We start from the raw sequence: 21,247 nt of genomic DNA, 5'->3' as shown, positions 1-21,247 counted from the left end.
GGGGCACTTGCTATCGACATGGTGTGAGCTGGGCAATCACCATGCCGATTTCTGGACTGTGAGCCTGCGCGAATATGACCTGATCACCCGTGCAGGTATCACGGCCAAGAAAGACGCGATCGCGGTGCAGCGGGTGCTAAATCAGGAGCTGGGAACTTTGGTTTCCTATGCGTTTCACAAACCCGAAAAAATGCCGGATTTCACCAAGGTGAACGGCGCGAGAACCACCAAGAAAAGCAACCCGAAACAGGATGTCGCGCGGCTGCGCGCCGCCTTTATCGGGTTGCACGTTCAAAGCAAAAAGGGACAGTAAATGAGTGCAGTTATCGGCGCACTGCGCGGGCTATTGTCCCTGGACAGTGCCGCATTTGAATCCGGTGCCAAACGCTCCAAGGCCGTCATGGGCGGATTGGAGCGCCGCATGGTCAAGATGGCTGATGGCTTTGAAAAGCACGGGCGCCGGATGTCGCTGGGGTTCTCCCTGCCATTGGCCGGCGCGGCGGCGGTTGCGGTTAAATCCAGCCTGAAAATCGTCGATGCCCAGGCCAAGATGGCCCAATCCCTGGATACCACGGTTAAGTCGGTTCAGGTTCTCGACCGGGCGGCTGATCTGGCTGGCGTTTCCATGGGTGAGGTCCAGCAGGCATCGATCCAGCTCACCAAGCGGTTGAGCCAAGCCGCTGGCGGAACTGGGGCCGCGACCAAGGCGCTGGAGCGCTTGCATCTTCGCGCCAGTGATTTGCAGGCTCTGCCGCTTGATGAGCGGATCGCAGCAATCCAGGACGCCATGCGGGACTATGTTCCAACTGCTGAACGTGCGGCGGTTGCCTCTGATCTGTTCGGTAGCCGTGCCGGTGTGATCTTCTCCCGGATCGATTCCGCGACGTTGCGGACGGCTGCTGATGATGTCGAGCGATTTGGCGTTTCTGTCTCCGAGGTGGATGCCGACCAGATCGAGGTGGCCAATGATGCGATCTCGCGCCTTGGCGTGGTCGGGCGTGGTGTCGCCAATCAGCTAACCGTCGGTCTTGCGCCGTCGCTGGCGTTCATCAGCGACAAGGCGGCGGATGCTGCGGAGTGGTTCAATGGGCTGACTGTTCAGACAAAGCAATTTGTGGCGGGTGGGCTTGCGCTGACGGCAACACTTGGCCCGGTAGCGCTAGGTCTGGGTATGGTGCTGAAATTCGCGGCGCCGATTGCAGGAGCCTTGGTGGCGATCGCTTCGCCTGTTGGTCTTGTCGTTGCGGGCTTTACGGCGCTGGCCGTGGCGGGTGCTGCCTTGGGTGGCAGTTCAAATGAGGCCGTGGCATTCGCCGAGGCACACGAAATTGCGATGGACAATGTGACCATCGCAATGGGGGATCAGATCAGCGCAACCGTGCGGCTGGCAGATGCCCTGCGCGAAGGTGGGCCGGTCACCCTAGCCGCAATTGAGGCGAAGATGGCAGAGGCGGAAGCCAGCCGCGCGGTCACTGCTGAGTTGGTACGTCAGCGTCAGGAGAAAGAGCTTGAAGTTCTTGGCTACTACGATCTGCTGGAGGCAATCGGGCGTTACCAGAGCAGTCTAAGCGCGATGCGGACACCGGGGGATGACCTGGAGCAAATGCCGCTAAAAATGCGTGCCGCCTATGAGGAGGCGGAGGCGGGATTGGTGGCCCTGCTCGCAGAGCAGCAGCGACTATTGGAGGGTGTGCGCAGTCAAAACCAATTGACCGCCGAAGAAGCCGCGCATCTGCAATTGATTGAGGCAAATCTGGCTGAACTACAGCGGCGCTGGAACGAACTCAACGGTATCGTCTCCGAGAACGTCAACCTGACTGATCGTGGGGCGGTAGCGGCTGACAACCTGGCGTCGGGTCTTGGTGGTGCAGTTGGGCAGGCAGCAGCTTTAAAGGGGTATCTGTCCGGGTTGCCTGGTGCACTGGCTGGCGCACGCGCGGACATTGCGGGCCTTGAGGCCGGTATCTCGGTTCTGAAAGGTGGCGGCAGTAAGCTTGCGGCTGATGTCGCGAAATATCGGGCAGAACTTGAGGCGTCATTGCTGGCGCAGGGGAATCTGCAAGATGGTCACGCTGAAACCGTACGCGAGGGCATCAATCAGAAGGTTGAGCTTTTTGCACAAGAGCAGAAGCTGCGGGCCGAATATCAGAAGCAGATCACCACGCTCGGCAAGGTGAAATCCGCCGCCGGTTCCGCGTCCAAAAGCGCGCTGCCGGGGTTGGTGCAAGAGATCGCCCATCGCCGTAAACTGGTCACGCTGACCGGTGAACAGCGGCGCAAATATGAGGCTCTACATGCGGTGCAAGGGCGCTTGGGGCGCGATGCTGCGAACCTCAGCAAGGATCAGATCAACGGGTTGGCTGATCAGCTGATCGCGGTTGAGGATCAGGAAGAGGCCCTGCGGCGCGTCACCAGCATGCAGGAACAATGGTCTGAACAGATCACCCGCACAGCGTTTGAGGGCGGCAGTCTGAGCGACACAATCAGGGGTATGCTGAAGGATATCGCCTATCAGTTTGCCCATTCGAAAATCGTGCTGCCGGTGGTGGCCTCCGTTTCAAATGTGCTTGGGCTGGGCGGCCTTATTGGCGGTGGCGGCGGCGGCGCTGCCGCCGGTGGCGGCGGTGGTAGTCAGGTTGGTGGTTTGCTTGGACTGGGCGGCTTGGGCGGCAGTCTGGTTAGCGGCTTTGGGTTGGGTGTGTCTACTCTGTTTGGCGGTGGCCTTGGGGCATATACCGGCCTGCTGGGCGCCCAGGGCGCTGCGGCCCTGACGGGTTCGCTGACCTCGATCGCGGGCTTTGCTGGCGCTCTCGGTCCGATTGCCATTGGCCTTGCAGTTCTGGCTAAGGGCCTTTCCCGTGAATATGACGGGCGCGCCGTGCGTGGTTCGCTTGGTCCCGAAGGGTTTGAGGGGTTCGAATTCGACTTCTGGGACGGCGGTTTTCTGCGCGGTGATAAGCAGGTCAACCACGAAACACGCCCAGAAATTCAGGCTATGCTGGACGATGGCGCTGAAGCGGTTCGCACCAACGTCGAGAAGATGGCCGCAGCCATGGGCCTTGGCGCCGATGCGATCAAGGATTTCACCGCCGATGGCTTCACGATCTGGCTGACCGGTCCAAACGCGGGCAGTCAGGAACAGGTTGCGAAGGCATTTGAGGAGCAGCTGACCAAGCTCGGCGACGGCATGGCTGATCTGGTCTTGGAGACTGAAGACTACGCCAAGGCCGGTGAAGGGTCGTATGAAACGCTCGCCCGCCTCGGTGGGTCGCTGATCACTGCCAATGAAGGGTTTGACCTCATCAATCAAACCTTGCTGACAGGCTCTTTGGAGGCTGCGAACAGCGCTTCACTGCTGATGGACGCTTTCGGCGGTGTCGAGCAGTTCACAACCGGCCTCGGCTCCTACTTTGAGCTGATGTTTACCGATGTGGAAAAACAGGCCAAGCGGCAGGAATATGCGCAGAAAGCCCTTGATGAGGCGGCAGGCGAATTGAACCTGACTCTGCCGACCACCCATGAGGCATTTCGCAATCTGGTCGGTGGCCTTGACCGGACAACCGAAGAGGGGCGCACCGCCTATGTGACTTTGATCGGTCTCGCGGATGAATTCGCCGTTGTGCATGGCAACGCGCAAGAGGCAGCGGACGCGCTGGAAGGGGCAGGCGATAGCCTGTCGCAGTTGGAGGCTGAAGCGCAGAAGCTGAAAGAGCAGGATCTGCGCGATGCCTTTGACGGGCTGAGTGCGTCGATCGATGAGGCGGTGAAGCGCTTGGAGGGCCGTCTGGATGTGGTGGGTGACCGGCTGAAACTGCGGTTCAAGCGGTTGCAGATCTCAGTCGCTGCTGAGCGTGACGAATTCCGCACGCGCCATGACGGGCTGATGGATACGTTGTCAGGCCGTCTGAGCAGCCTTGAAAATGCTGCCGCTGCGTCCAGTCGTCTCTTTGAAACGCTGGACGATGCCGCCAAGTCCCGCCGCAGCGTGGATGCGGGTGCCGCTGTGATGGCGCGGCGCAATGCGCTGGCTTACGTCAGGGATGGCGGTTCCGATCCGAACCAGCTTTCCAACGCCCTGGGGGTGTTGGGTGAGGACAATTCGGGCACCTTCTCAACTGCTGAGGACTATCTGGCGGATTTCTACCGGACGTCCAACATCATCGCGCGCCGCGCTGATGGGGCAGAGGCGGCGATGAGTACGGATCAGATGGCCGTCGATGCTTTGGAGCGCCAGATCGAGCTGGAGAAATCGCAGTTTGATGCCGAAATGGCCCGTCTGGATCAGATCCTTGCAGATGGGCGGCAGGCGCTGGAAATGGCGACCGGTGAATATATCGCGGCGATCAAGGTTGAGAATGCCGTTTCCCAACTCAATCACACTGCCGAACGCCATGCGCTGATGTCGGAGCGGATTGAGGGTCGGGTGGCGGAACTGGAAACCATCCGAACCAGTATGCAGGAACTGGTCGCGTCCACCATAGATCCGGGTGTCGGCCTGCCGGGAGTAGTCCAGGGCGTCCATAACGTTGTCTCGGCGGTTCACGGCCTCAGCGGTGATCTGTCGACCATGGTCAGCGGGATCTCTCAGGCTGTCGCGGCGCAGCTTAATTCGTTTGCGGCCTCACAGGCGAACTCCCTTCAGTCGGTGCAGAACCAGATCCGCAATCTGGCGCAAGCCCAAGCGGCGGCTGCGGCGCCCAATCAGAACAAGAAACTGGAGCAAGAGATGCAGGGGGTGAAAACCGTGCTGGAAGGGTTCTTGGGGCCTATCTCGGATGCCACCGGCAAAACGGCACAATCCATCCGCCGGATGGAGTTTGGCGATGTGAAGTTAGAGGGTGGCACATGATCATCATCAAGCCGATCGAGGTCACGGGGCAGAACCTGACCTCGGACGTGGCGTTGTCGGAGCCGGAATGGTCCGCGGGCACCACGCCACAAGATGCCATTCGCCGGGTCGGTAACATTCTCTATCGCGCAGTTGTTGAAACCACGGATAGCCCGATTGATGGGCTATCCGCTGACCCGCCGACCTGGATCAAAGTGGGTGCTGCCAATCGGTTCAAGATGTTCGATGAGTTCTACCATTCGCAAACCGAAGCGGATGAGGTGGTGACCGTGACCATCGATCCGCCTCAGGTGGTGAACTCAGTGACCCTGCTGAATGTCGATGCCGTTTCAGTGACGATAGAGATCTTTGATGACCATGGCGCCCTGATTTATCAGGCCACAAAATCCATGGCAGATAACTCGCAGGTGGCTGACTACTGGGATTACTTCTTTTCTCCAGTGCTGCGGAAAAAGAACGTCAGTTTTGTGGATCTGCCCTCTTACTCGCGCCCCATCAAGATCACCGTGGCCGGTGAGCCTGGGGGTACAGTGCAGGTTGGCGGAGCGTTTATCGGCGCGCAGAGAAAGATCGGTCTGACCCAATATGGCACCGATCGCGAATTGATGAACTTCTCCGATATCAACCGGGATCAGTTTGGCATCGTCAATATCGTGCCTCGCAGAAAGGCAGATCTGGCCAGCTTCCAGATTGATCTGGACACGCCGCAGAACGATTTCGTCTATGACCTGCTGCGCAGTCTCGCGGATATCCCCTGCATCTACATCGGCGATCCCAACCGCGATGGAACCATCGTCTACGGATACCCGCGCGGTGTCCGCATTCCCTATGAGACACCCGATTATTCCAAAATAACGCTTGAAGTGGAGAGTGTGACCTAATGCCTATCACCAATGTGCCGGCCTTCACCAAGATCCCAAGCCGCGATGATCCGCCTGCGGTGTTCTCCTCCGACGTTGACAGCTTCCTGAGCGAAATCCGGGCCCGCGCGCTTGCCAGCAATCAGCAGGCGCAAGAGGTCAACGCAGCGGCAGAGCAGGTGGCCACACAGGCCGCAGCGGTGGCTGAGGCCAGTGCCGCGTTTGAAAGCGGCGTGAATGCCGATCGCTGGGCCGCTGGTGATTTCAGCGAAGGCGATGCGGTCTGGTCGCCCACAAATGGGCTGACCTACCGCGCCAAGGCTGATTTCACCTCGGCCATCGATCCCGCTGCAGATCCCGCCAACTGGCACAACCTGAACCCGGTCGCGCAGGCCAAGGACGAAATGGCCCGCCTCGCGCTGGTCTTCGCCGCGAATTTCTAAGGAGAACCCGATGTCACAATTTCCCGTATCCAAACGCCTCGCGCTCGATGCGATGGCGACGGTCTACACCGTGCCTGCCGGTCGCTATGCGATGGTCTCGCACCTTCAGATCACCCCGGTCGATCCCGACAATGAGGTGGACGTCACAGTCCAGTGGCTGGATGCGTCGGATGGCGATGCGGTCACGCAGCTTTGTCAGGGCGAGACGATCAGGCCCAACGGCACCGGACCGATCTACCCGATGGGCGGCACCCTGATCCTGAGTGCGGGCGATCAGGTGCAGGCCGAGGCCTCAACCGCCGGTGACGCGGTGCTGAGCTTCAGCGCCCTGGAGTATGATCTCTGATGGGCGGTATGATTGGCACCATGCGCGGGGATCGCATGTTGCGCACCAAGCGCACAGTGGCTCACCGAGGTTTCGGCCTGAAAACAGGTCCGACTTTTCAGACCGGGCAGATTTCAAATCTGCGCGGTTTTGCAGTCAGCCGTGACGCCAAGAACGCCTATGTGGTAGATCTTCTGGACGATACCGTTCATCGCTACGTGATGCCGACACCGGGCGATGTTTCGACAATGGTCTATGCGAACGATAGTCTAGATGTCAGCCCGCCGTTTGTAGATCTGACCGGTGTCGCGATCAGTCCGAATGGGGATCATATCTATGTTACAGATCCGAACAACGGAACGCGCCAATACACGATGTCGACGCCGCATGATCTGAGCACGGCCTCTTTTGTGGGGGCGATTGCAGACGATAGTACAAAGGACCCCAAATTCAGCGCGGATGGGCGGAAGCTCTGGCTTCTGAGTACTGTCTCTGGTGGGCGGATCTATCAATTCAACTTGTCGACGCCCTTCCTGTTAAGCACAGCAGTTAGCGACGGATCTCTGATTGTGCCGAACTACCCGGAATTCACCGACGAAATAACCGGTCTTCATGTTTCCGATGATGGCCGTCGGGCGCTTTTGATGGCGGCCACTGACGATATGATATGGGAGGCAGAATTGGTCATTCCCAACGATATCACCAGTGTGGTTCCGACGGGCTATTCTTTGGGGATAAGTGGCTACGGCAACTTTGAAATGTTCGCCCACAATGATGACATCGGGCGGCTCTGGTTTATCGATTACAACGCCAAAATTCATCAATTCGACGTCTGAGGTGACGCAATGACCCTTTATACCAAAAGCGGCAGCTATCCTGCGCCGCTCCCTTTCCGCATGCGTCTGAGCGACGGGCGCAGCCGCACCGATCCGACCAGCTTTACCGCCGAGGAAATCGCAGATGCGGGCTATGTCGCGGCACCGCCGCAGCCGGATCATGATCCGGCAACCCAGCGCCTGACATGGAACGGGGCCGCTTGGGGCGTTGAGGATATCCCTGTGCCGGATCCGGCGTATCAACCGCTGACCAAGATCGGATTCATGCGGCTGTGCATGTATCTTGGCGGCATGACCCCTGACATGCTGGTGGCTGCGCGGGATGCACCTGAGCTGAAAGCGATGTGGATCATGCTGGATATGGCCGAACAGGTGCAACGGGACGATCCAGAGGTTGCGCCGGGGCTGGCGCTGCTGGCTGGATTGGGTCATCTGCCCAATGGGGCGCAGGCCGTTCTGGATGGCTGGCCAGCCGCCTGATTGGTGCGCCCGCAGCGGGTCGGGCTATCACACCACCAAAGCAATTTCATGGGAGATCGGAGCCAAGGGGTCCGGTCTCTTTTTGTACGTGCCGGAGGGGTTCCCCTTCGATGTCTCAATTCCCCGTTGGGTCGGGTGGATCTTTGACCGGCACAACCCGCGATACCTGAAAGCCGCCGCGCTGCATGACTACGCCATTCACGTCCTTGGATGGGGCCGGGTCAGCGCAGCCGCACCGTTTTCCGAAGCCCTCCGCGCCGATGGCGTGGGGCGCATCCGCAGGCTGGCAATGGTGCTGGCCGTCACCATCCACAAATGGAGCTGACATAGGCACATGCGAGACCTGTTGTTTTCACCGGAGTTTTGGCTGGCGATGATCGCAGCCATTCTTCTCAAGCTGCGGGCGTCGCCGCAGATTACGATCTTCGGTGCCATCACCACCACGGCGTCTGCGATCAGCTGCGCTTTGGTGTTCACAGAACCGCTGATGGATTGGTTGGAGCTGGACGGTGAGGTCTACACCTACGCCGTCTGCGCGCTGATCGCGTTGACGGGTGAGCATATCGCCCGGCAGGTGCTCTCCCTCGGCATCGAGGACGCAGTCCGACTGCTGCGGGGAGGCAAGAAATGACCTGGGGCAAGTTCATTATCGCTGCATGGGGGGTGGTGCTTGCGCTGAGCCTCATGACCAGTGCGCTACCAACCAGCTGGTGGTTCGAGGCCGGGGAGGTGCGGGTCGCCAACGCCTCTGCCGGTGATTGCCCGGAAATGCAGTTTGACCGGGAGATCAACAGGCCATTCAAGGCGGAGTGGACCGTGACCATCATGGCGCGTGCGTCATATGGCTGGGCCACCTATCGCACCTATCGGGGCGCCAATGACTACCGGCCGGAAAATCAGCTGCCTGACCGGCTTGATCTCTGTTGGTGGACCTGGGCGGATCCACTTCACCTACCGCCCGGCGAATACCGGGTGAACACGCTCTGGCGCATCCATCCGACGCAGGGCAGGGCGCGCGAGGTCAGGCGCACCAGCAACACATTTGAGGTGACACCATGAACGCGGAAACACTCTGGCTGCAAACCCGGCTTTCTCGTCTGGGATTTGATCCCGGCCCGATTGATGGCCTGCGCGGCCCCCGTACAGACGCCGCCGTTGTAGCGTTCAAGCGGTCCATAGGCCTGCGCGCGCGGCCCTATGTCGGCCCGCTGACACGCGCGGCGCTGATGCCTGCGGTGCAAGAGAGGTCAGATCTGCCATGGATGGCCGAAGCGGCCAAGATGCGCGGCCTGCATGAACAGCGCAACACCGCGGCCTTGCGCCGCTGGTTTGACACCTCTGTCGCATGGGTCGACCCCCGCGATATCCCTTGGTGCGGCGCGTTTGTCGCGACCTGTCACCGAGCGGCGGATGCAGACATTGATTTGCCCGAGAACCCGCTGGGCGCCCGCAACTGGCAGCCCTGGGGCGACACGTGCGATCCGGTCTTTGGCGCCACTCTGGTGTTCTGGCGGATCAGCCGAAGCCATTGGGCCGGTCACGTTGGGTTCTATCACGGCGAAGACGACACTCATTATCACGTTCTGGGCGGCAATCAGGCAAACGCTGTCACCGTCACCCGGATCGCCAAGTCCCGCCTGGTGTCGTCGCGCTGGCCGATTGGCACCCCGATCACAGGCCGCCGCATTCTCTTGACCCCCGGCGGCACCCCAATTTCCACAAATGAGGCATGAAATGAGCAAGCTACGAAATCCCAAGGTGCAGGGCGCTCTCCGCCACCTGTTAACCGCAATCGGCCCGGTGCTGGCAGTCATTATGGCCGCCGAAGATCCGGCCGCACTCCTGCGCGCTCTGATCGGCGCCGCAGGCTGGCCGTCCTTGGTGGGTGTCATCATGGCCGTTCTTGGCTTCTGGGCTTCCGTCACGGCCCCGGAGAAGCGTCAATGATCACCCGGCTCCTGTCCCGCTTCTGGGGCTATCTGCTGACCGCTGGGGCGCTCCTCGCGGCTATCTGGGCCTATCTGTTGTCCAGAGATGCAGGGGTGCGCAAGGAAACGTACATCGAGACGCTGACAGACAGCGCAAAACGAAAGGAGGCCGGTCGTGAAGCAGTGGAAGATCTGCGCGGGAATAACCGCGATGATGATATTGAGCAGTTGCGGCGAAACTCTGACCGCTGGTGATGCTGGCTGTGGATCCTACGGTGAAGCGCGGGTAACAATGCCCGGTGATCCCGAGGCGCTGCCCGATAACTGGCTTTCATGGGTGACGCGAACGGACACCCGCATGACTGCAACGTGTAAGCCCCGCCGTTGAGCGGGGCTTCTTCGTTTGGAGACCGCGTCAAAGCTAGGAACTTTTGCCCTCCGGCACCGTCTGCCCCCGACCATTGCAGCAGTAACTATTTCGATGATTGAATAAGTACAACTAGGGTGCGTAACCTTCTGCCGTAGATTGAGGGGGGGGGGGAGGCTTTAGGCGGGCGGACCAGCCCGGGCTTACCAGGGGGACAAGAAAAAAGCCCCTTCAGGGGCTTTTGACTAGCTCTGGATGTGTCGCAAAGGCCTACTGTTCGTTTCAGGTCTTTGCATACGATTTTAGTTGATCCCGCATTGAGCGGTTCTGGGAATTGCTTGTTGTTACAACGCTTTTAAGAAGCTCAGCGAGATCTTCTTGAAGATCGAAGCGAGTCACCTTTTCCTCGGAAGTCACTGTTTTATCAGCATTTGTTTCCGGCATGTTGGGCCTCCCAAGTTTTCAATTGGTGCCATGTATCCTGAACCACTTGACTCGTGCAAGCAATAGTATTTGTTGGTTTCAAACTATTTTTAACACAAGTTATCCACAGGCTTTCCAGTATGACATACAACTTATCCACAGACCAACCAGAGCTTGTTTTTGGACTGGTTGGCCCGCTAGGGGTCGACATGAGTTCTGTTCAGGAAGCTCTCTCTGCGGCACTTAGGCAGGTACACTACGAGCCTTACAATATTCATCTGACTCAAGAAGTGCCTTCTAGTTTCCCTCATTTGGTGGCTGATCAAGATAGTGCGATAACCTTTGCGGGGAAAATCAAGGCAGTAAATGATTTAAGGAAGAACTCTGACAGTAAGGATATACTTGCCCTTTTTGCAATTCTTCAAATAGTTAGTCGTAGGAAAAAAATTAACGAAAACGATAGTAGCATCCCTAAAGAAGAGAGAGGGAAGACGCCAACTTCAAAATCTGCTTTTATTGTCAGGCAGCTGAAGAGAGTTGAGGAAACGAGAACTCTGGCGAAAGCATATGGAAAAAGATTCCTTCAGGTTTCAGTTTCGATTGGTGAAGAGCAGCAGAAACAGGCTGTGAGAACAATCGTCGTTGACGAAAACCCTTACCTGTCCAATGAAGAGGTTGAGGCTGAGGTGGGGAGGTTAATTTCTACAGATCAAAATGAGGGCGATGATCCGTACGGACAAAGATTGTCAGACACTTTTCAAGACGGTGATGTTTTTATTGACGGATCTAATGACAAGTCTATCCGAGAGGACTGTCAGCGTTTTGTGAATGCTATCTTTGGAATGAACTCTATCAGCCCCACAATTGACGAGTTCGGAAGCTATATGGCTAAGGCAGCATCTCTCAGGTCAATTGACATGAGCCGACAGGTCGGGAGTGCGATAATGTCGCCAGAAGGGGATATTATCGCCGTAGGGTGTAATGAAGTTCCACGCGCAGGTGGCGGAAATTATTGGTGTAGTGATAGTAATCCTCAGCGTGATATTGATAGGAAGGTTGAGGCGAATAAGCTAGAAACAAACAGGATAATTCACAACTTTATTGAGGTTATTCACAGGCATGGTAGCCTAAAGAAAGATCCCACTCAACTTCTGAATGACGAGAGTTTTCTAAGGTTAGTTAAGGAATCTCAAATCTCGGATATTACCGAATTTGGCAGGATGACCCACGCCGAAATGACTGCCATCGCAGACGCAGCGCGAATGGGGCGAAGCGTAAAAGGGGCGACGATTTATGTCACTACATACCCTTGCCACAATTGTGCAAAACACCTAGTCGCGGCAGGAATTATGCGAATAGTGTATATTGAGCCCTATCCTAAGAGTAGAGCTCTAACTCTGCATGGTGATTCATTGTCGCATGATGCAACGAACGGCCAAAAAGTCTGCTTGGAGCATTTTCACGGAATTTCACCTCGTAGATTTCGAGATGTATTTGAAAAAGGTAAGAGAAAGAGTAAGGGGGGCGGAGCCAATATTTGGTACGAGGAGACGCCAAAGCCTAGGGTAGGTGAAAGGTTCTCAACTCACGTACTCTTGGAGGTGGGATTCCTTGATGTCTTCAAGGACGCGATTGAGAAGTTAAGAGAATTTGATGCGGGGCCAAAGCAACCGGATCGTAGTTGAACTACAATTCAACAAGTGCATCGGCTGTAGCATGATCAATAAAAATTGCATCATTGGTTCCCCTAGGGGTGTTATGAGCATGCCAGGCACCAGAGAGCCTACCGAAAGCAGAAAGCAAAATAAGCGTGCCCTTAGTGCAAGCAGTCGTTAAGCACGACGGCGTCGTGCAAGAGGACGTTATGCAGGCGAGAAGTAGAGAAATGGCCTTATACCGGGTAGGTGTCGTCATTCCCTTGGCAAGGTACGACAACGAGCATCTGGTCAGCGACCGTGAAAAGCACATCTACCGGGTGCAAACCGGGAATGTTCGGGTGGAGAGAGTAGAGTCTGATCAATGAATGCTACGCATTTTTTGTGACAGTTCGGAAAGTAGTAGATGAGCCTGCGTGAGAAGCTATCGGAAATCGACGCATTGGACTTGGGCAGTGTGGATTTCGAGGATCTAAAGTCATTGATCACTGACACAACTGTGGGAGACTTGTACCTTCATCGCGAAATCTTGCCGCCGGGAGACTTACGTTTTCGTGTCTCTGACTACTTGACCGAGCGGCCAGCTGACATTGATCAAATAGGACCGCCCCCTCCCGAGAAGGCTGGTGGTTTCCAGAGGTGTAATCGTGAACATGATCCGATGTTCTATGCGTCCTCTTCGGGCACTACTGCGATGATGGAAATGAGATTGGATGCTGGCCAGACAGTTTATTTGTCGGTTTGGCGTCTGCGTCGGCCACTATCTGTTTTTGGAGCCCTTGGAAGTCGTCGAATGTGGGGTCTCAATACGAGGTACTCCCCGGCCCAGAAGGACTATTTTCGTTTTTTTTTGGAGAAATTCACCGAGAAAGTCGGAGATGATTTCTCTTATAGATATAAGCTAACTGCAGCGTTTGCAGAACTTTATACCAATGGATGGGATCCACTCGAGGACCACATCCATACGACGGGGAAGGTTGGTATAACCTACCGATCTGTAGCTCATCGCGGGTTTCAGCAGAATGTTGCGCTAAGTAGAGAAATCTACCTGGATTATTACGAACCCATACAGTGCGTTGAGCTTTCCATTACTGATCAAATTTCTGAAAATCCCGCCGGTTTTCGCCTTTCAGGGATAGCGGATATCGTTCCAGGATATTCGGGTTTAGCGCTGCAGTGGAAGGACGCAATACGCGCTGATGAATGCATCCAAGCGCTGTCGCTAATTGTCAGCGTTATCGATCATCACGATGGGCCGTTAGACGATTGAATTGCAGCGCTCGGATTACTTGGAGCTGATGGCTGGTCGACTTTGATATCTGATCTAATCGCTGCCAGTTCGCAAACCTGTGTGTGGTTGCCCGAACGTGGTTGTACCTCTGGAGGCTCTGCTAGCTTCGGTAGCCCGTTACGCTAGCTGATTGCGAGGGCTGATCAGAACGGCGCGCCGCAATATATTCCCTACCAAAACTCTATCGAATCAACGATTTCGTCCGTGGAGAATGAGCCCAATATAACAATTATCTCGATGGAGTCAGCGTTGTCGACACGCAGTACATCGTCAAAGTCAAACACCACTCGGTCGTCATGGAAACTGGCAAATCTGTCCACCACTTGCTCAGCCGATAGAGGCTGGAAGTGCCAAAGTTCCAAATTCAGGGATAGCCTGTCGAAATTTGCGTCAAAGTCGCGAATGACGTCACGTCCGAAGTCATTGAAGAAGATGAAGTTGTCTTCCCCTATTCCTCCCCAGAATTGATCGTTTCCATCATGCCGCCCAGCATCGGTGCTTTTACCGGTCCAGAAGGAGTCGTCTCCGCGTCCACCGCGCTGAGTGTCATTACCATTTCCGCCTGTAAAAACATCGTTTCCGCGTCCTCCGATGAGCAGGTCGTGCCCTTTGCCGCCGAGCAGTTGATCGTTGCCATCGCCGCCTTCTAGTCGATCTCTGCCGCTTCCGCCGCGAAGGTTGTCATCTCCCGGACCACCGTAGAGCCGGTCGTTCCCACCATACCCGAAGAGAGAATCGGCTTCTCGCTTTCCTATGAACACATCTTGCAGTTGACCACCGTGAAGGATGTCGCGCCCGACCGTTCCAGTGATTGAGTATTTTTCAAATCCGTCAACATCAAAAAACGCGTCGTGCAGCGTGGTGTTGAGGAATGTGACTGCAACCGAAGTGTCTGTTTGTGCGTGGAATTGCACTGTTCTAGGGGTAAATCCGAGATAGTCGCTGTGATAATTCAATATTAACCAATCTACTCCGGGACCTCCTGTGAGATCTTCCAACAGGTATCCCGCATTCGTTCTAGTTACCGCCACCGGCATTGGCTCCCCCCCAAGAATACTGGAACTGAAATCACAGTATTGGCGGTCGTAAGTTCTGTCACTCCTTATCTATCTAGTGGTAGTGCTAGAACAGCGTGCCGGATGGCTCGATCAGCTCCGGCCCATCGTCGTCGCGTCCAAAGCGGGCAACCTTGTGCGCTCTCATGCGCCCGTCCCAGATGGTTCCTAGGTTTTGTTCTTCGTCACCTTCAAATTTGCCTGATAGCCATGGGCGGATCTGGTCATCCGCTAGGATCACAGGTGAGCGTGCATGTATCTCGCTGATCTGCGGCAACGCTGATCGCGTCAGAATAGTGCATGTATGCAGATCGTCGCTCAGGCGAGAATAGAGCCCGGCAAAGAACAGGGCAGGGGCGTTGCTATCGGTGGTGATCCACCAGGGTTGTTTGTTCCCTTTCGGTCCAGTCCATTCATAGTAACCGGCCGCCGGGATGATGCACCGTTGTGACTTCCATGCATTGCGAAAACTTGGCAGGTCGGCTGCGGTCTCAATCTTCGCGTTGAAGGTGGTGCGCTTCCAGTCCTTTACATCGCCCCGATGCCAGCTTGGCACGAACCACCAGCGGGCTGTCGTGCTGAACAGCTGGTCGGCGTTCAGATAGGCGATGTCCACCAATTGGGTGGGCTTTACATTCCAACTCGGTGACAGCTCAACCGCATTGGGATCGCGCACCGGTATCGGAGGGCCGAGAAAACGGCGCTCCATCTCATACAGCTGGCGCCATGTAAGGTCCGGCCTACCCAATCGTCCGCACATGAAGCATTTACCTCGTACCAAATGGGGTCAGTCCAGCACGATAAGCCAACGTTTGAATTTTGCAATATGTTCGCGCTATGTTCCCATTTTCAATGGAGGTGCTGAGATGCCAAACGTTATGCATATGTGGTGTGTCTGCGGTCATGTCGGGACGATAGAGGTGTCTTATAGAGTTGATCCTGCCCCTCTTTGCGCCCGCGCGAGATGTCTGGCATGTGGGCGTCTGGGGCAGATTGTAGACATACGCCTTGGCTGGACCGACGATGCGTCTTGGGGGCGGGGAGAGCACAAAAAGTAGGGACAGAGACGCTGCTAACTTGCTTCTTGTTTTGAATGCCGTGCTGATCTAGAGAAACAATATAAGGGCGGCTCTTATTGTAGATGAGATCGGCGTAACTTGCTGGGTAGTCCGCATGGTTTACGCGTCTGCAATTCTAAGGCGTTGAAATGTAATGGATATTGGGTGCGCGCCGTCCGCACCAGTTTCCTCAGTTTGAGATCAGGAGCCTCAGTTGTCTTTTACGCTGGTTGCGACTGCCAAGAATGAGGGGCCCTCGATCCTGGAATGGGTCGCCTACCACAAGATGATCGGGTTTCAGAACATCATCATCTACCAGAACGACTCTGATGATTTTACAGATGAAATTCTGAAAACTCTGCGTGATCTCGGTGAAATTTCCTATTTCTACAATCGGGCTGAACGCGGGCGACATCAGGTCAAAGCCTACAAACGTGCCGCGCGCCAGCCGGAGTTCCGGGATGCGCGATGGGTCCTTGCGCTTGATCTTGACGAGTTTCTCGTCGTTCACACCGGCGCGGGAACCGTCGGCGATCTCATTGATGCCGTGCCGGACTGCGACCAGATCATGGTGAACTGGAAGAAGTTTGGCAGCGCAGGCAGTGCAACCCTGTCGGAGCAGCTGGTGGTGGAGACCTTTTTGCTGGCCGAGGATGACGAACGGGTTGCTACGCATCTGACACCGTTCAAGACGATGTTTGATCCTGCTGCCCATGAGCGGTGCGGCATCCACAGGCCAAATGGCGCGAAGATTCCAGATGATCAGATCAGAATTTGCAATGGATCCGGCCTGCCGAGCAGCGCCTACGAACATCGCAATTTCAGGGCCAAGGATCCCAGCCTGCGTGCGCTGGCCCAGATCAACCACTACATCACCAAGGACGCGGCGAGTTTTGTTCTGAAGTCGCACCGCGGCAGTGCCCATCAGGCGAACCGGCTGATTGATCGCAAATACTGGCTGCGCCGCAATCACAATGTTCAGGCCGACACACGGCTTGCGGCCAAGGCTGATAGAATCAGGGCGGGTATGGCCGCATTGGATGTGGCGTCGGGCGGGCGGTTGTTTGACCTGCGCAGCAAGGCCATCGCGCTGCATCGCGCCCGGTTTGAGGCGTTGATGAAAGAGGCCGCCTATCGCGAACTCTATGAGTTCTGTCTGGAAAATCAGATGCTGCCGACAGGCGGCTGACCGTTGAGGTCTCCCCTAGATCCGATCGTTCTGCTGCCCATTCGTCGGACGGATTATCAACCCCAAGGCCGCAGGAGGGCGTCGGCCGTGGTGTTGCGGAGTGGTTGGATGAGGGCGTAAGCCGAGGCTGGCGTCAGGAGTTGGTGCCGTCCTTGGTCTGATCCTGCGGTGCCGCGCGTTCGGCTTGCACGGCGGCGATGGTTTCCAGCAGCAGCGGCTTGCGGATCGGTTTTTGCAGAAAACGGTCCATCCCGGCATCCAGGCAGGCGCGGCGATCGCTGTCAAACGCATTGGCCGTCAATGCGATGATCGCGGGCTGGGCCATGTCGCTGGCGCGGATCTGGCGGGTTGCAGTCAGGCCATCGACCTCGGGCATCGACATATCCATCAGGATGATGGCGGGTTGATGGTCGCGGCACATATCTACCGCTTCGCGTCCATTTTCGGCTTCGATCACCTTCAGCGGCGTGTCGGCCAGGAATTTCAGGATCAGCAGGCGGTTGGTGCGATTGTCATCAGCCAGCAGCAATACCCCCGGACCAAGCTGCGGCTGGGAGGTTTCCCGGCTGATCTGGGGCGGGACAATGGGGGCCGTGCGGGCAGCTGAAAGGTGGATTTCCAAGCGGAAGCAGGCGCCGTTGCCGGCGCTGGATTGCAGGCTGATACCGCCGCCCATGCGCTGTGCGAGGATATTGGAGATGGTCAGCCCCAGACCGGTTCCGCCATAGTGGCGTGTGGTTGCGGCATCGGCCTGCGAAAACCGCTCAAATACGTGTTTGGCCTGATCTTCGGAGATGCCAATGCCGGTGTCCACCACGTCGATAAAAAGATGATAGGGATCCTTTGCACCGCGACTGACGTGCAGGGCGACACTGCCATCGTGGGTGAATTTCACCGCATTGCTCAGCAGGTTGACCAGGATCTGGCGCAGCCGACCGTCATCGCCATGGACCTGTTCGGGCAGGTCATGGGCAAAGCTCTGGGTAAAGGATAGCCCCTTTTCGCGCAGCTTCGGCCTGAGCACATCGACGGCGCCGTCGACGCATTTGCGCAGGTTGAAATCGACCGTGCTGATTTCCATCTTTCCGGCCTCGAGCCGGGACAGATCCAGGATGTCGTTGATGATTTTCAACAGCGCGACTGAGGAATCCCGAATGGTTTCGACACATTGCTCCTGTTCCTCCGACAGCGGGCTCTCAGCGAGGATGTCGGACATGCCGATGATCCCATTCATCGGCGTGCGGATCTCGTGGCTCATATTGGCGAGGAATTCGGTTTTTGCCTGATCGGCCTTTTCGGCGGATTGTTTGGCCTGGGTGAGTTGGGCGTTGCGATGGGTCAGCTGCTGGTTCGCGCGCTTCAACTCGTTGTTCAACTCAACATCGCGGGTGACATCCCATTCGACACCGATCATCCGGTTGCGCCCCCGTCGATCACGGAACGAACAGCCCATGGCCCGGATATTCTTATGAGTGCCATCTTTCAGCTCGATGCAGAAATCGACCGAGTGGTTGTTGCCATTGCGCAGCGCCTCCTGGAAGCCGCTAATAATGCGATCGCGATCCTTGGCGTGCAGAAACGATCGCCAGAGCGACAAAGGCACTTCACCGGCTTCGGCAGGGTCCCCGTAGAGTTCACGCATCCGGCGGTCCCAGAGGGCGTTGTCAGAAGTCTCGTCTATTTCCCAGATGCCGATTTTCGAGGTTTCAACAGCCATTTCGAGACGGCGCGAGAGCGCCTCCAGATCACGTTCGCGCCGTTTGAGTGTCTGGATCACCGAACGCCGCGCTGCGGACAGGCGACCGGCGAGCGCGGTTGGAAACAGAATGAAGGCGCCGGCCAGCAGAACGGTGAACCGCAGTTGCCACTGGTTGTCTGCATGGGCGGGCCAGCCACCTTTGGGCCGGGCAGCCAGCTGCCAGGTGCCTACGGGCAGGACAATGTCCATCAGGACCGGGTTGTCCTTCAGTATGCTCGGGTCACCGTAGAACTGCTCGCCCTCGGCGCCCCTGCCGTCTTTGCCGACCAGCGCCACGTCGATCATAAGATCCGGGTTGTTGAGCCCCCCTTGGGTATAGATGGCATCGACATCAATCACCGCCGAGAGAATGCCCCAGAATGATCTGGTCGCTTGCGGGCCCGCGAAGATCGGAAAGCGGGCGATCATACCGCGACCGCCCTGCATCAGGTTGACCGGTCCGGCAAGGACAAGGTCGCCGCTGTCGCGTGCGCGGAGCGCCGCAGCACGCTGGGCTTCATTCTTGCGGTAGTCCAAGCCAATTGCAGCCTCGTTACCCGCAATCGGATACATCAGGCGGATCACCAGATCCGGCGCTGCGGCGATGTTGCGCAGACTTGCTTCATCAGCAATCAGTTGTGACGCCAGCTCGGCAAAGCGCCGCTGCGTCATGTCGGGTTCGGTCGAGAGGACCGCCTGCAGCCCGCGCACCAGCTGGATATCGGCTGACAGGTTTCCCTCGATCCGGGCGCGGATCAGCCCCGCTTCATATTGAACATCCGCGCGCAGCTTCTGTTCATAGATTGTGTCATTCTGGGACTCGGCAGACAGCCCGGCCGCCACGATCACCACAAAGGCGACCAGGGTCGGAAGATAGGTCCGATTGTTCAGCGCCTGGATCCATGCTTTGGGCTGAAAACTCATGAAGGCTACACCGGTGGTTATCGTTTACTGCAATCTAGGGTCATTTCTGTCGCAAAACTGTTCAGCCAGTATTAACAATACTCGGTCTTTTCCGCTTTAGGCGATTTTTGTGAATTCAGGTCGCGCGCAAGATGCTCTGTATAGGGGCGTTCTGGGAGTGTATCCTTGATTAATATCAAATTGTGTTCATTTCCGGCTGGTCGTTCGTCAGAAGTCTCACCACCTTGGGTTGAGGGTGCGGCAAGAGTGTTCCTTATGGCGTTAAAACTGGCCGTATCCTTCACTTGCAGGGCGTATGTTAAATAATTGGGATTGTTGCGCAAAATCATGCTTCGGGTTTGCTGGTCATCGGCTTTCGATCATGCTGGTATCGCTCCCTCGGGTTAATGTTTGAGCAATGTCTCTTGGGTATTGAATTTCTAGTGAACTTTCAATGTTTGGCCGAGGGTAACGATGTTTTTCAAGAAAGACGCAAAGAAGAAGTCGGCAGAGTCGACGATGCAGCAGTCGATCATGGACATGATCGACCGGACGCAGGCGATGATCCAGTTTGAACCTGATGGGACCATCATCGAAGCCAATGCCAACTTCCTTGGCGCGATTGGCTACCCTCTTGAGGAAATCCAAGGCAAACATCATTCGATGTTCGTGGACCCGGACTATGCCCGCAGCGAGGCCTATGCGGAGTTCTGGCGGGATCTTGCGGCTGGCAAGGCGTTTACGGATCAGTTTCCGCGCGTTGCCAAATCGGGCAAGACGATCTGGATCCAGGCCACCTACGCCCCTGTACTGGACACCGAAGGCAAGACGATCCGCGTGATCAAGCTGGCCTCCGATATCACTGCGCGTCAGAACTGTGTTGAGGAAATCTCCAGAGCGCTGGAAGCGCTGAGCGACGGCGACCTCAGTTACCGTGTACCAACAAGTGATCTGCCGGATATGCGGGTGCTTTGCGATGCTTTCAACAAGGCGCAGGACACCTTGATGGGCGCGGTTGAAACGGTGAAAGCTGTGGCCGAGGCCGTCGGCAGTACCGCCTCTGAGATCAGCCAATCCTCCAGCGAATTGTCGCATCGCACCGAAACCCAGGCCGCAACCCTGGAAGAAACGGCAGCGGCGATTGAGGAGCTGACCTCGACCGTGCGCTCGGCCGCTGATGGCGCCCGCGAGGTCGAGGAAATTGTAAGCAACGCCCGCGTCACCGCCGAAGAAAGCGGTGAGGTGGTGAATAGTGCGGTCACGGCCATGTCGCAGATCGAGGAATCATCCGGCAAGATCTCCCAGATCATCTCGGTCATTGACGACATTGCGTTCCAGACCAACCTGCTTGCACTGAACGCCGGCGTTGAAGCCGCGAGAGCAGGCGAGGCAGGGCGCGGGTTTGCCGTTGTGGCCTCCGAAGTGCGGGCGCTGGCGCAGCGGTCCTCTGATGCGGCGGGCGAGATCAAGCAATTGATCACCGAAAGCTCGCAATATGTTGGCAATGGCGTGAAACTGGTGAGTCGGGCGGGGGAAGAGCTGCAAAAGATCATTGGCAGCGTCAGCACGATTTCCGGCCATGTCAGCCAGATCGCAACCGGCGCCGCCGAGCAATCGGTCACGCTGGTGGAAATCAATACGGGCGTCAGCCAGCTGGATCAGGTGACCCAGCACAATGCGGCGATGGTTGAGGAGGCGACGGCTGCCAGCCAGACCCTGTCCAACGACGCCAATGAGCTGACCCGCCAGATCTCCATCTTCAAGACCGGTTCGGGCGGGCAGAACATCGTGTCCTTCGCAAATGGTGGCGCTGGCGGCTATGGTACGCGGGCTACCGGCTAGGGCCT

Annotated in this window: 20 protein-coding genes; 17 read left to right on the top strand and 3 right to left on the bottom strand. The window is 56.9% G+C overall.

The features are described from left to right. The first annotated feature begins 7 nt into the window (after positions 1–7). The 15 genes from VWY60_RS09290 to VWY60_RS09220 all read left to right on the top strand — a co-directional run bounded on the left by VWY60_RS09290 (position 8) and on the right by VWY60_RS09220 (position 13,436). On the top strand, positions 8–313 hold the full coding sequence (locus tag VWY60_RS09290) for a hypothetical protein (RefSeq protein WP_102858872.1): 306 nt from the start codon (positions 8–10) through the stop codon (positions 311–313). Further along, a complete protein-coding gene (locus VWY60_RS09285) occupies positions 314–4,849 on the top strand; it encodes a hypothetical protein (RefSeq protein WP_416592499.1) in 4,536 nt (1,511 codons plus the stop codon). Further along, a complete protein-coding gene (locus tag VWY60_RS09280) occupies positions 4,846–5,730 on the top strand; it encodes a hypothetical protein (RefSeq protein WP_416592498.1) in 885 nt (294 codons plus the stop codon). The genes VWY60_RS09285 and VWY60_RS09280 overlap by 4 nt, the downstream gene beginning before the upstream one ends. Beyond that, entirely contained in the window at positions 5,730–6,152 is a 423-nt protein-coding gene (locus tag VWY60_RS09275; protein ID WP_416592497.1) for a hypothetical protein, read from the top strand. Before VWY60_RS09280 ends, VWY60_RS09275 begins: the two co-directional genes overlap by 1 nt. 10 nt (positions 6,153–6,162) lie before the next feature. Further along, complete coding sequence (locus tag VWY60_RS09270) at positions 6,163–6,498, top strand: hypothetical protein (RefSeq protein WP_303568182.1); 336 nt, start codon at positions 6,163–6,165, stop codon at positions 6,496–6,498. Beyond that, complete coding sequence (locus VWY60_RS09265; RefSeq protein ID WP_416592496.1) at positions 6,498–7,313, top strand: YncE family protein; 816 nt, start codon at positions 6,498–6,500, stop codon at positions 7,311–7,313. The genes VWY60_RS09270 and VWY60_RS09265 overlap by 1 nt, the downstream gene beginning before the upstream one ends. Before the next feature lie 9 nt (positions 7,314–7,322). Continuing rightward, positions 7,323–7,793 carry a hypothetical protein gene (locus VWY60_RS09260; protein WP_416592495.1) on the top strand — a complete coding sequence of 157 codons (471 nt, stop codon included), beginning with the start codon at positions 7,323–7,325 and terminating at the stop codon, positions 7,791–7,793. Next, entirely contained in the window at positions 7,774–8,118 is a 345-nt protein-coding gene (locus VWY60_RS09255) for a DUF1353 domain-containing protein (RefSeq protein ID WP_416592494.1), read from the top strand. Before VWY60_RS09260 ends, VWY60_RS09255 begins: the two co-directional genes overlap by 20 nt. Positions 8,119–8,127: 9 nt before the next feature. Further along, a complete protein-coding gene (locus VWY60_RS09250; RefSeq protein ID WP_416558065.1) occupies positions 8,128–8,424 on the top strand; it encodes a hypothetical protein in 297 nt (98 codons plus the stop codon). Next, complete coding sequence (locus VWY60_RS09245) at positions 8,421–8,852, top strand: hypothetical protein (protein WP_416592493.1); 432 nt, start codon at positions 8,421–8,423, stop codon at positions 8,850–8,852. The genes VWY60_RS09250 and VWY60_RS09245 overlap by 4 nt, the downstream gene beginning before the upstream one ends. Further along, positions 8,849–9,526, top strand: coding sequence for a TIGR02594 family protein (locus tag VWY60_RS09240; RefSeq protein WP_416592492.1), 678 nt, complete (start codon positions 8,849–8,851; stop codon positions 9,524–9,526). Before VWY60_RS09245 ends, VWY60_RS09240 begins: the two co-directional genes overlap by 4 nt. A 1-nt stretch (position 9,527) precedes the next feature. After that, positions 9,528–9,740, top strand: a complete 213-nt coding sequence (locus VWY60_RS09235; RefSeq protein ID WP_416592491.1) for a hypothetical protein — start codon at positions 9,528–9,530, stop codon at positions 9,738–9,740. Next, complete coding sequence (locus tag VWY60_RS09230) at positions 9,737–9,976, top strand: hypothetical protein (RefSeq protein ID WP_303568170.1); 240 nt, start codon at positions 9,737–9,739, stop codon at positions 9,974–9,976. Before VWY60_RS09235 ends, VWY60_RS09230 begins: the two co-directional genes overlap by 4 nt. A gap of 675 nt (positions 9,977–10,651) precedes the next feature. Beyond that, positions 10,652–12,196 carry an anti-phage dCTP deaminase gene (locus VWY60_RS09225; RefSeq protein ID WP_416592490.1) on the top strand — a complete coding sequence of 515 codons (1,545 nt, stop codon included), beginning with the start codon at positions 10,652–10,654 and terminating at the stop codon, positions 12,194–12,196. A gap of 376 nt (positions 12,197–12,572) precedes the next feature. Then, positions 12,573–13,436 (top strand): RES domain-containing protein, encoded by an 864-nt coding sequence (locus VWY60_RS09220; protein WP_416592489.1) that lies wholly within the window; start codon positions 12,573–12,575, stop codon positions 13,434–13,436. A gap of 191 nt (positions 13,437–13,627) precedes the next feature. On the opposite strand, the gene VWY60_RS09215 is transcribed toward VWY60_RS09220, so the two are convergent. Then, entirely contained in the window at positions 13,628–14,455 is an 828-nt protein-coding gene (locus tag VWY60_RS09215) for a calcium-binding protein (RefSeq protein ID WP_416592488.1), read from the bottom strand. Between the two features lie 124 nt (positions 14,456–14,579). Further along, on the bottom strand, positions 14,580–15,272 hold the full coding sequence (locus VWY60_RS09210; protein WP_416592487.1) for an SOS response-associated peptidase: 693 nt from the start codon (positions 15,270–15,272) through the stop codon (positions 14,580–14,582). A 512-nt stretch (positions 15,273–15,784) separates the two neighbouring features. On the opposite strand from VWY60_RS09210, the gene VWY60_RS09205 reads away from it, so the two are divergent. Then, positions 15,785–16,759 carry a glycosyltransferase family 2 protein gene (locus tag VWY60_RS09205; protein ID WP_416540342.1) on the top strand — a complete coding sequence of 325 codons (975 nt, stop codon included), beginning with the start codon at positions 15,785–15,787 and terminating at the stop codon, positions 16,757–16,759. Positions 16,760–16,892: 133 nt separating this feature from the next. Here the strand turns inward: VWY60_RS09205 and VWY60_RS09200 are convergent, their stop codons facing one another. After that, positions 16,893–19,421: an ATP-binding protein gene (locus tag VWY60_RS09200; protein ID WP_416540341.1), complete on the bottom strand. Its 2,529-nt coding sequence runs from the start codon at positions 19,419–19,421 to the stop codon at positions 16,893–16,895. A gap of 453 nt (positions 19,422–19,874) precedes the next feature. Between VWY60_RS09200 and VWY60_RS09195 the strand changes: the two genes are divergently transcribed. Continuing rightward, on the top strand, positions 19,875–21,242 hold the full coding sequence (locus tag VWY60_RS09195) for a methyl-accepting chemotaxis protein (RefSeq protein WP_416540340.1): 1,368 nt from the start codon (positions 19,875–19,877) through the stop codon (positions 21,240–21,242). Positions 21,243–21,247: the final 5 nt, after the last annotated feature.

Source organism: Phaeobacter sp. JH20_26, from assembly GCF_048056275.1.
Lineage (GTDB): Bacteria > Pseudomonadota > Alphaproteobacteria > Rhodobacterales > Rhodobacteraceae > Phaeobacter > Phaeobacter bryozoorum.
The sequence above is the reverse complement of the archived record's forward strand: the minus strand, read 5'-3'. Positions and strand labels throughout refer to the sequence as shown.

What these genes read in the sequence shown, in the direction of transcription:
- VWY60_RS09265 (WP_416592496.1), top strand. Translation starts at nt 6,498, where the DNA reads ATGGGCGGTATGATTGGCACCATGCGCGGGGATCGCATGTTGCGCACC.
- VWY60_RS09255 (WP_416592494.1), top strand. Translation starts at nt 7,774, where the DNA reads ATGGCTGGCCAGCCGCCTGATTGGTGCGCCCGCAGCGGGTCGGGCTAT.
- VWY60_RS09225 (WP_416592490.1), top strand. Translation starts at nt 10,652, where the DNA reads ATGACATACAACTTATCCACAGACCAACCAGAGCTTGTTTTTGGACTG.
- VWY60_RS09240 (WP_416592492.1), top strand. Translation starts at nt 8,849, where the DNA reads ATGAACGCGGAAACACTCTGGCTGCAAACCCGGCTTTCTCGTCTGGGA.
- VWY60_RS09245 (WP_416592493.1), top strand. Translation starts at nt 8,421, where the DNA reads ATGACCTGGGGCAAGTTCATTATCGCTGCATGGGGGGTGGTGCTTGCG.
- VWY60_RS09285 (WP_416592499.1), top strand. Translation starts at nt 314, where the DNA reads ATGAGTGCAGTTATCGGCGCACTGCGCGGGCTATTGTCCCTGGACAGT.
- VWY60_RS09230 (WP_303568170.1), top strand. Translation starts at nt 9,737, where the DNA reads ATGATCACCCGGCTCCTGTCCCGCTTCTGGGGCTATCTGCTGACCGCT.
- VWY60_RS09235 (WP_416592491.1), top strand. Translation starts at nt 9,528, where the DNA reads ATGAGCAAGCTACGAAATCCCAAGGTGCAGGGCGCTCTCCGCCACCTG.
- VWY60_RS09280 (WP_416592498.1), top strand. Translation starts at nt 4,846, where the DNA reads ATGATCATCATCAAGCCGATCGAGGTCACGGGGCAGAACCTGACCTCG.
- VWY60_RS09210 (WP_416592487.1), bottom strand. Translation starts at nt 15,272, where the DNA reads ATGTGCGGACGATTGGGTAGGCCGGACCTTACATGGCGCCAGCTGTAT.
- VWY60_RS09275 (WP_416592497.1), top strand. Translation starts at nt 5,730, where the DNA reads ATGCCTATCACCAATGTGCCGGCCTTCACCAAGATCCCAAGCCGCGAT.
- VWY60_RS09195 (WP_416540340.1), top strand. Translation starts at nt 19,875, where the DNA reads ATGTTTTTCAAGAAAGACGCAAAGAAGAAGTCGGCAGAGTCGACGATG.
- VWY60_RS09270 (WP_303568182.1), top strand. Translation starts at nt 6,163, where the DNA reads ATGTCACAATTTCCCGTATCCAAACGCCTCGCGCTCGATGCGATGGCG.
- VWY60_RS09260 (WP_416592495.1), top strand. Translation starts at nt 7,323, where the DNA reads ATGACCCTTTATACCAAAAGCGGCAGCTATCCTGCGCCGCTCCCTTTC.
- VWY60_RS09200 (WP_416540341.1), bottom strand. Translation starts at nt 19,421, where the DNA reads ATGAGTTTTCAGCCCAAAGCATGGATCCAGGCGCTGAACAATCGGACC.
- VWY60_RS09250 (WP_416558065.1), top strand. Translation starts at nt 8,128, where the DNA reads ATGCGAGACCTGTTGTTTTCACCGGAGTTTTGGCTGGCGATGATCGCA.
- VWY60_RS09220 (WP_416592489.1), top strand. Translation starts at nt 12,573, where the DNA reads ATGAGCCTGCGTGAGAAGCTATCGGAAATCGACGCATTGGACTTGGGC.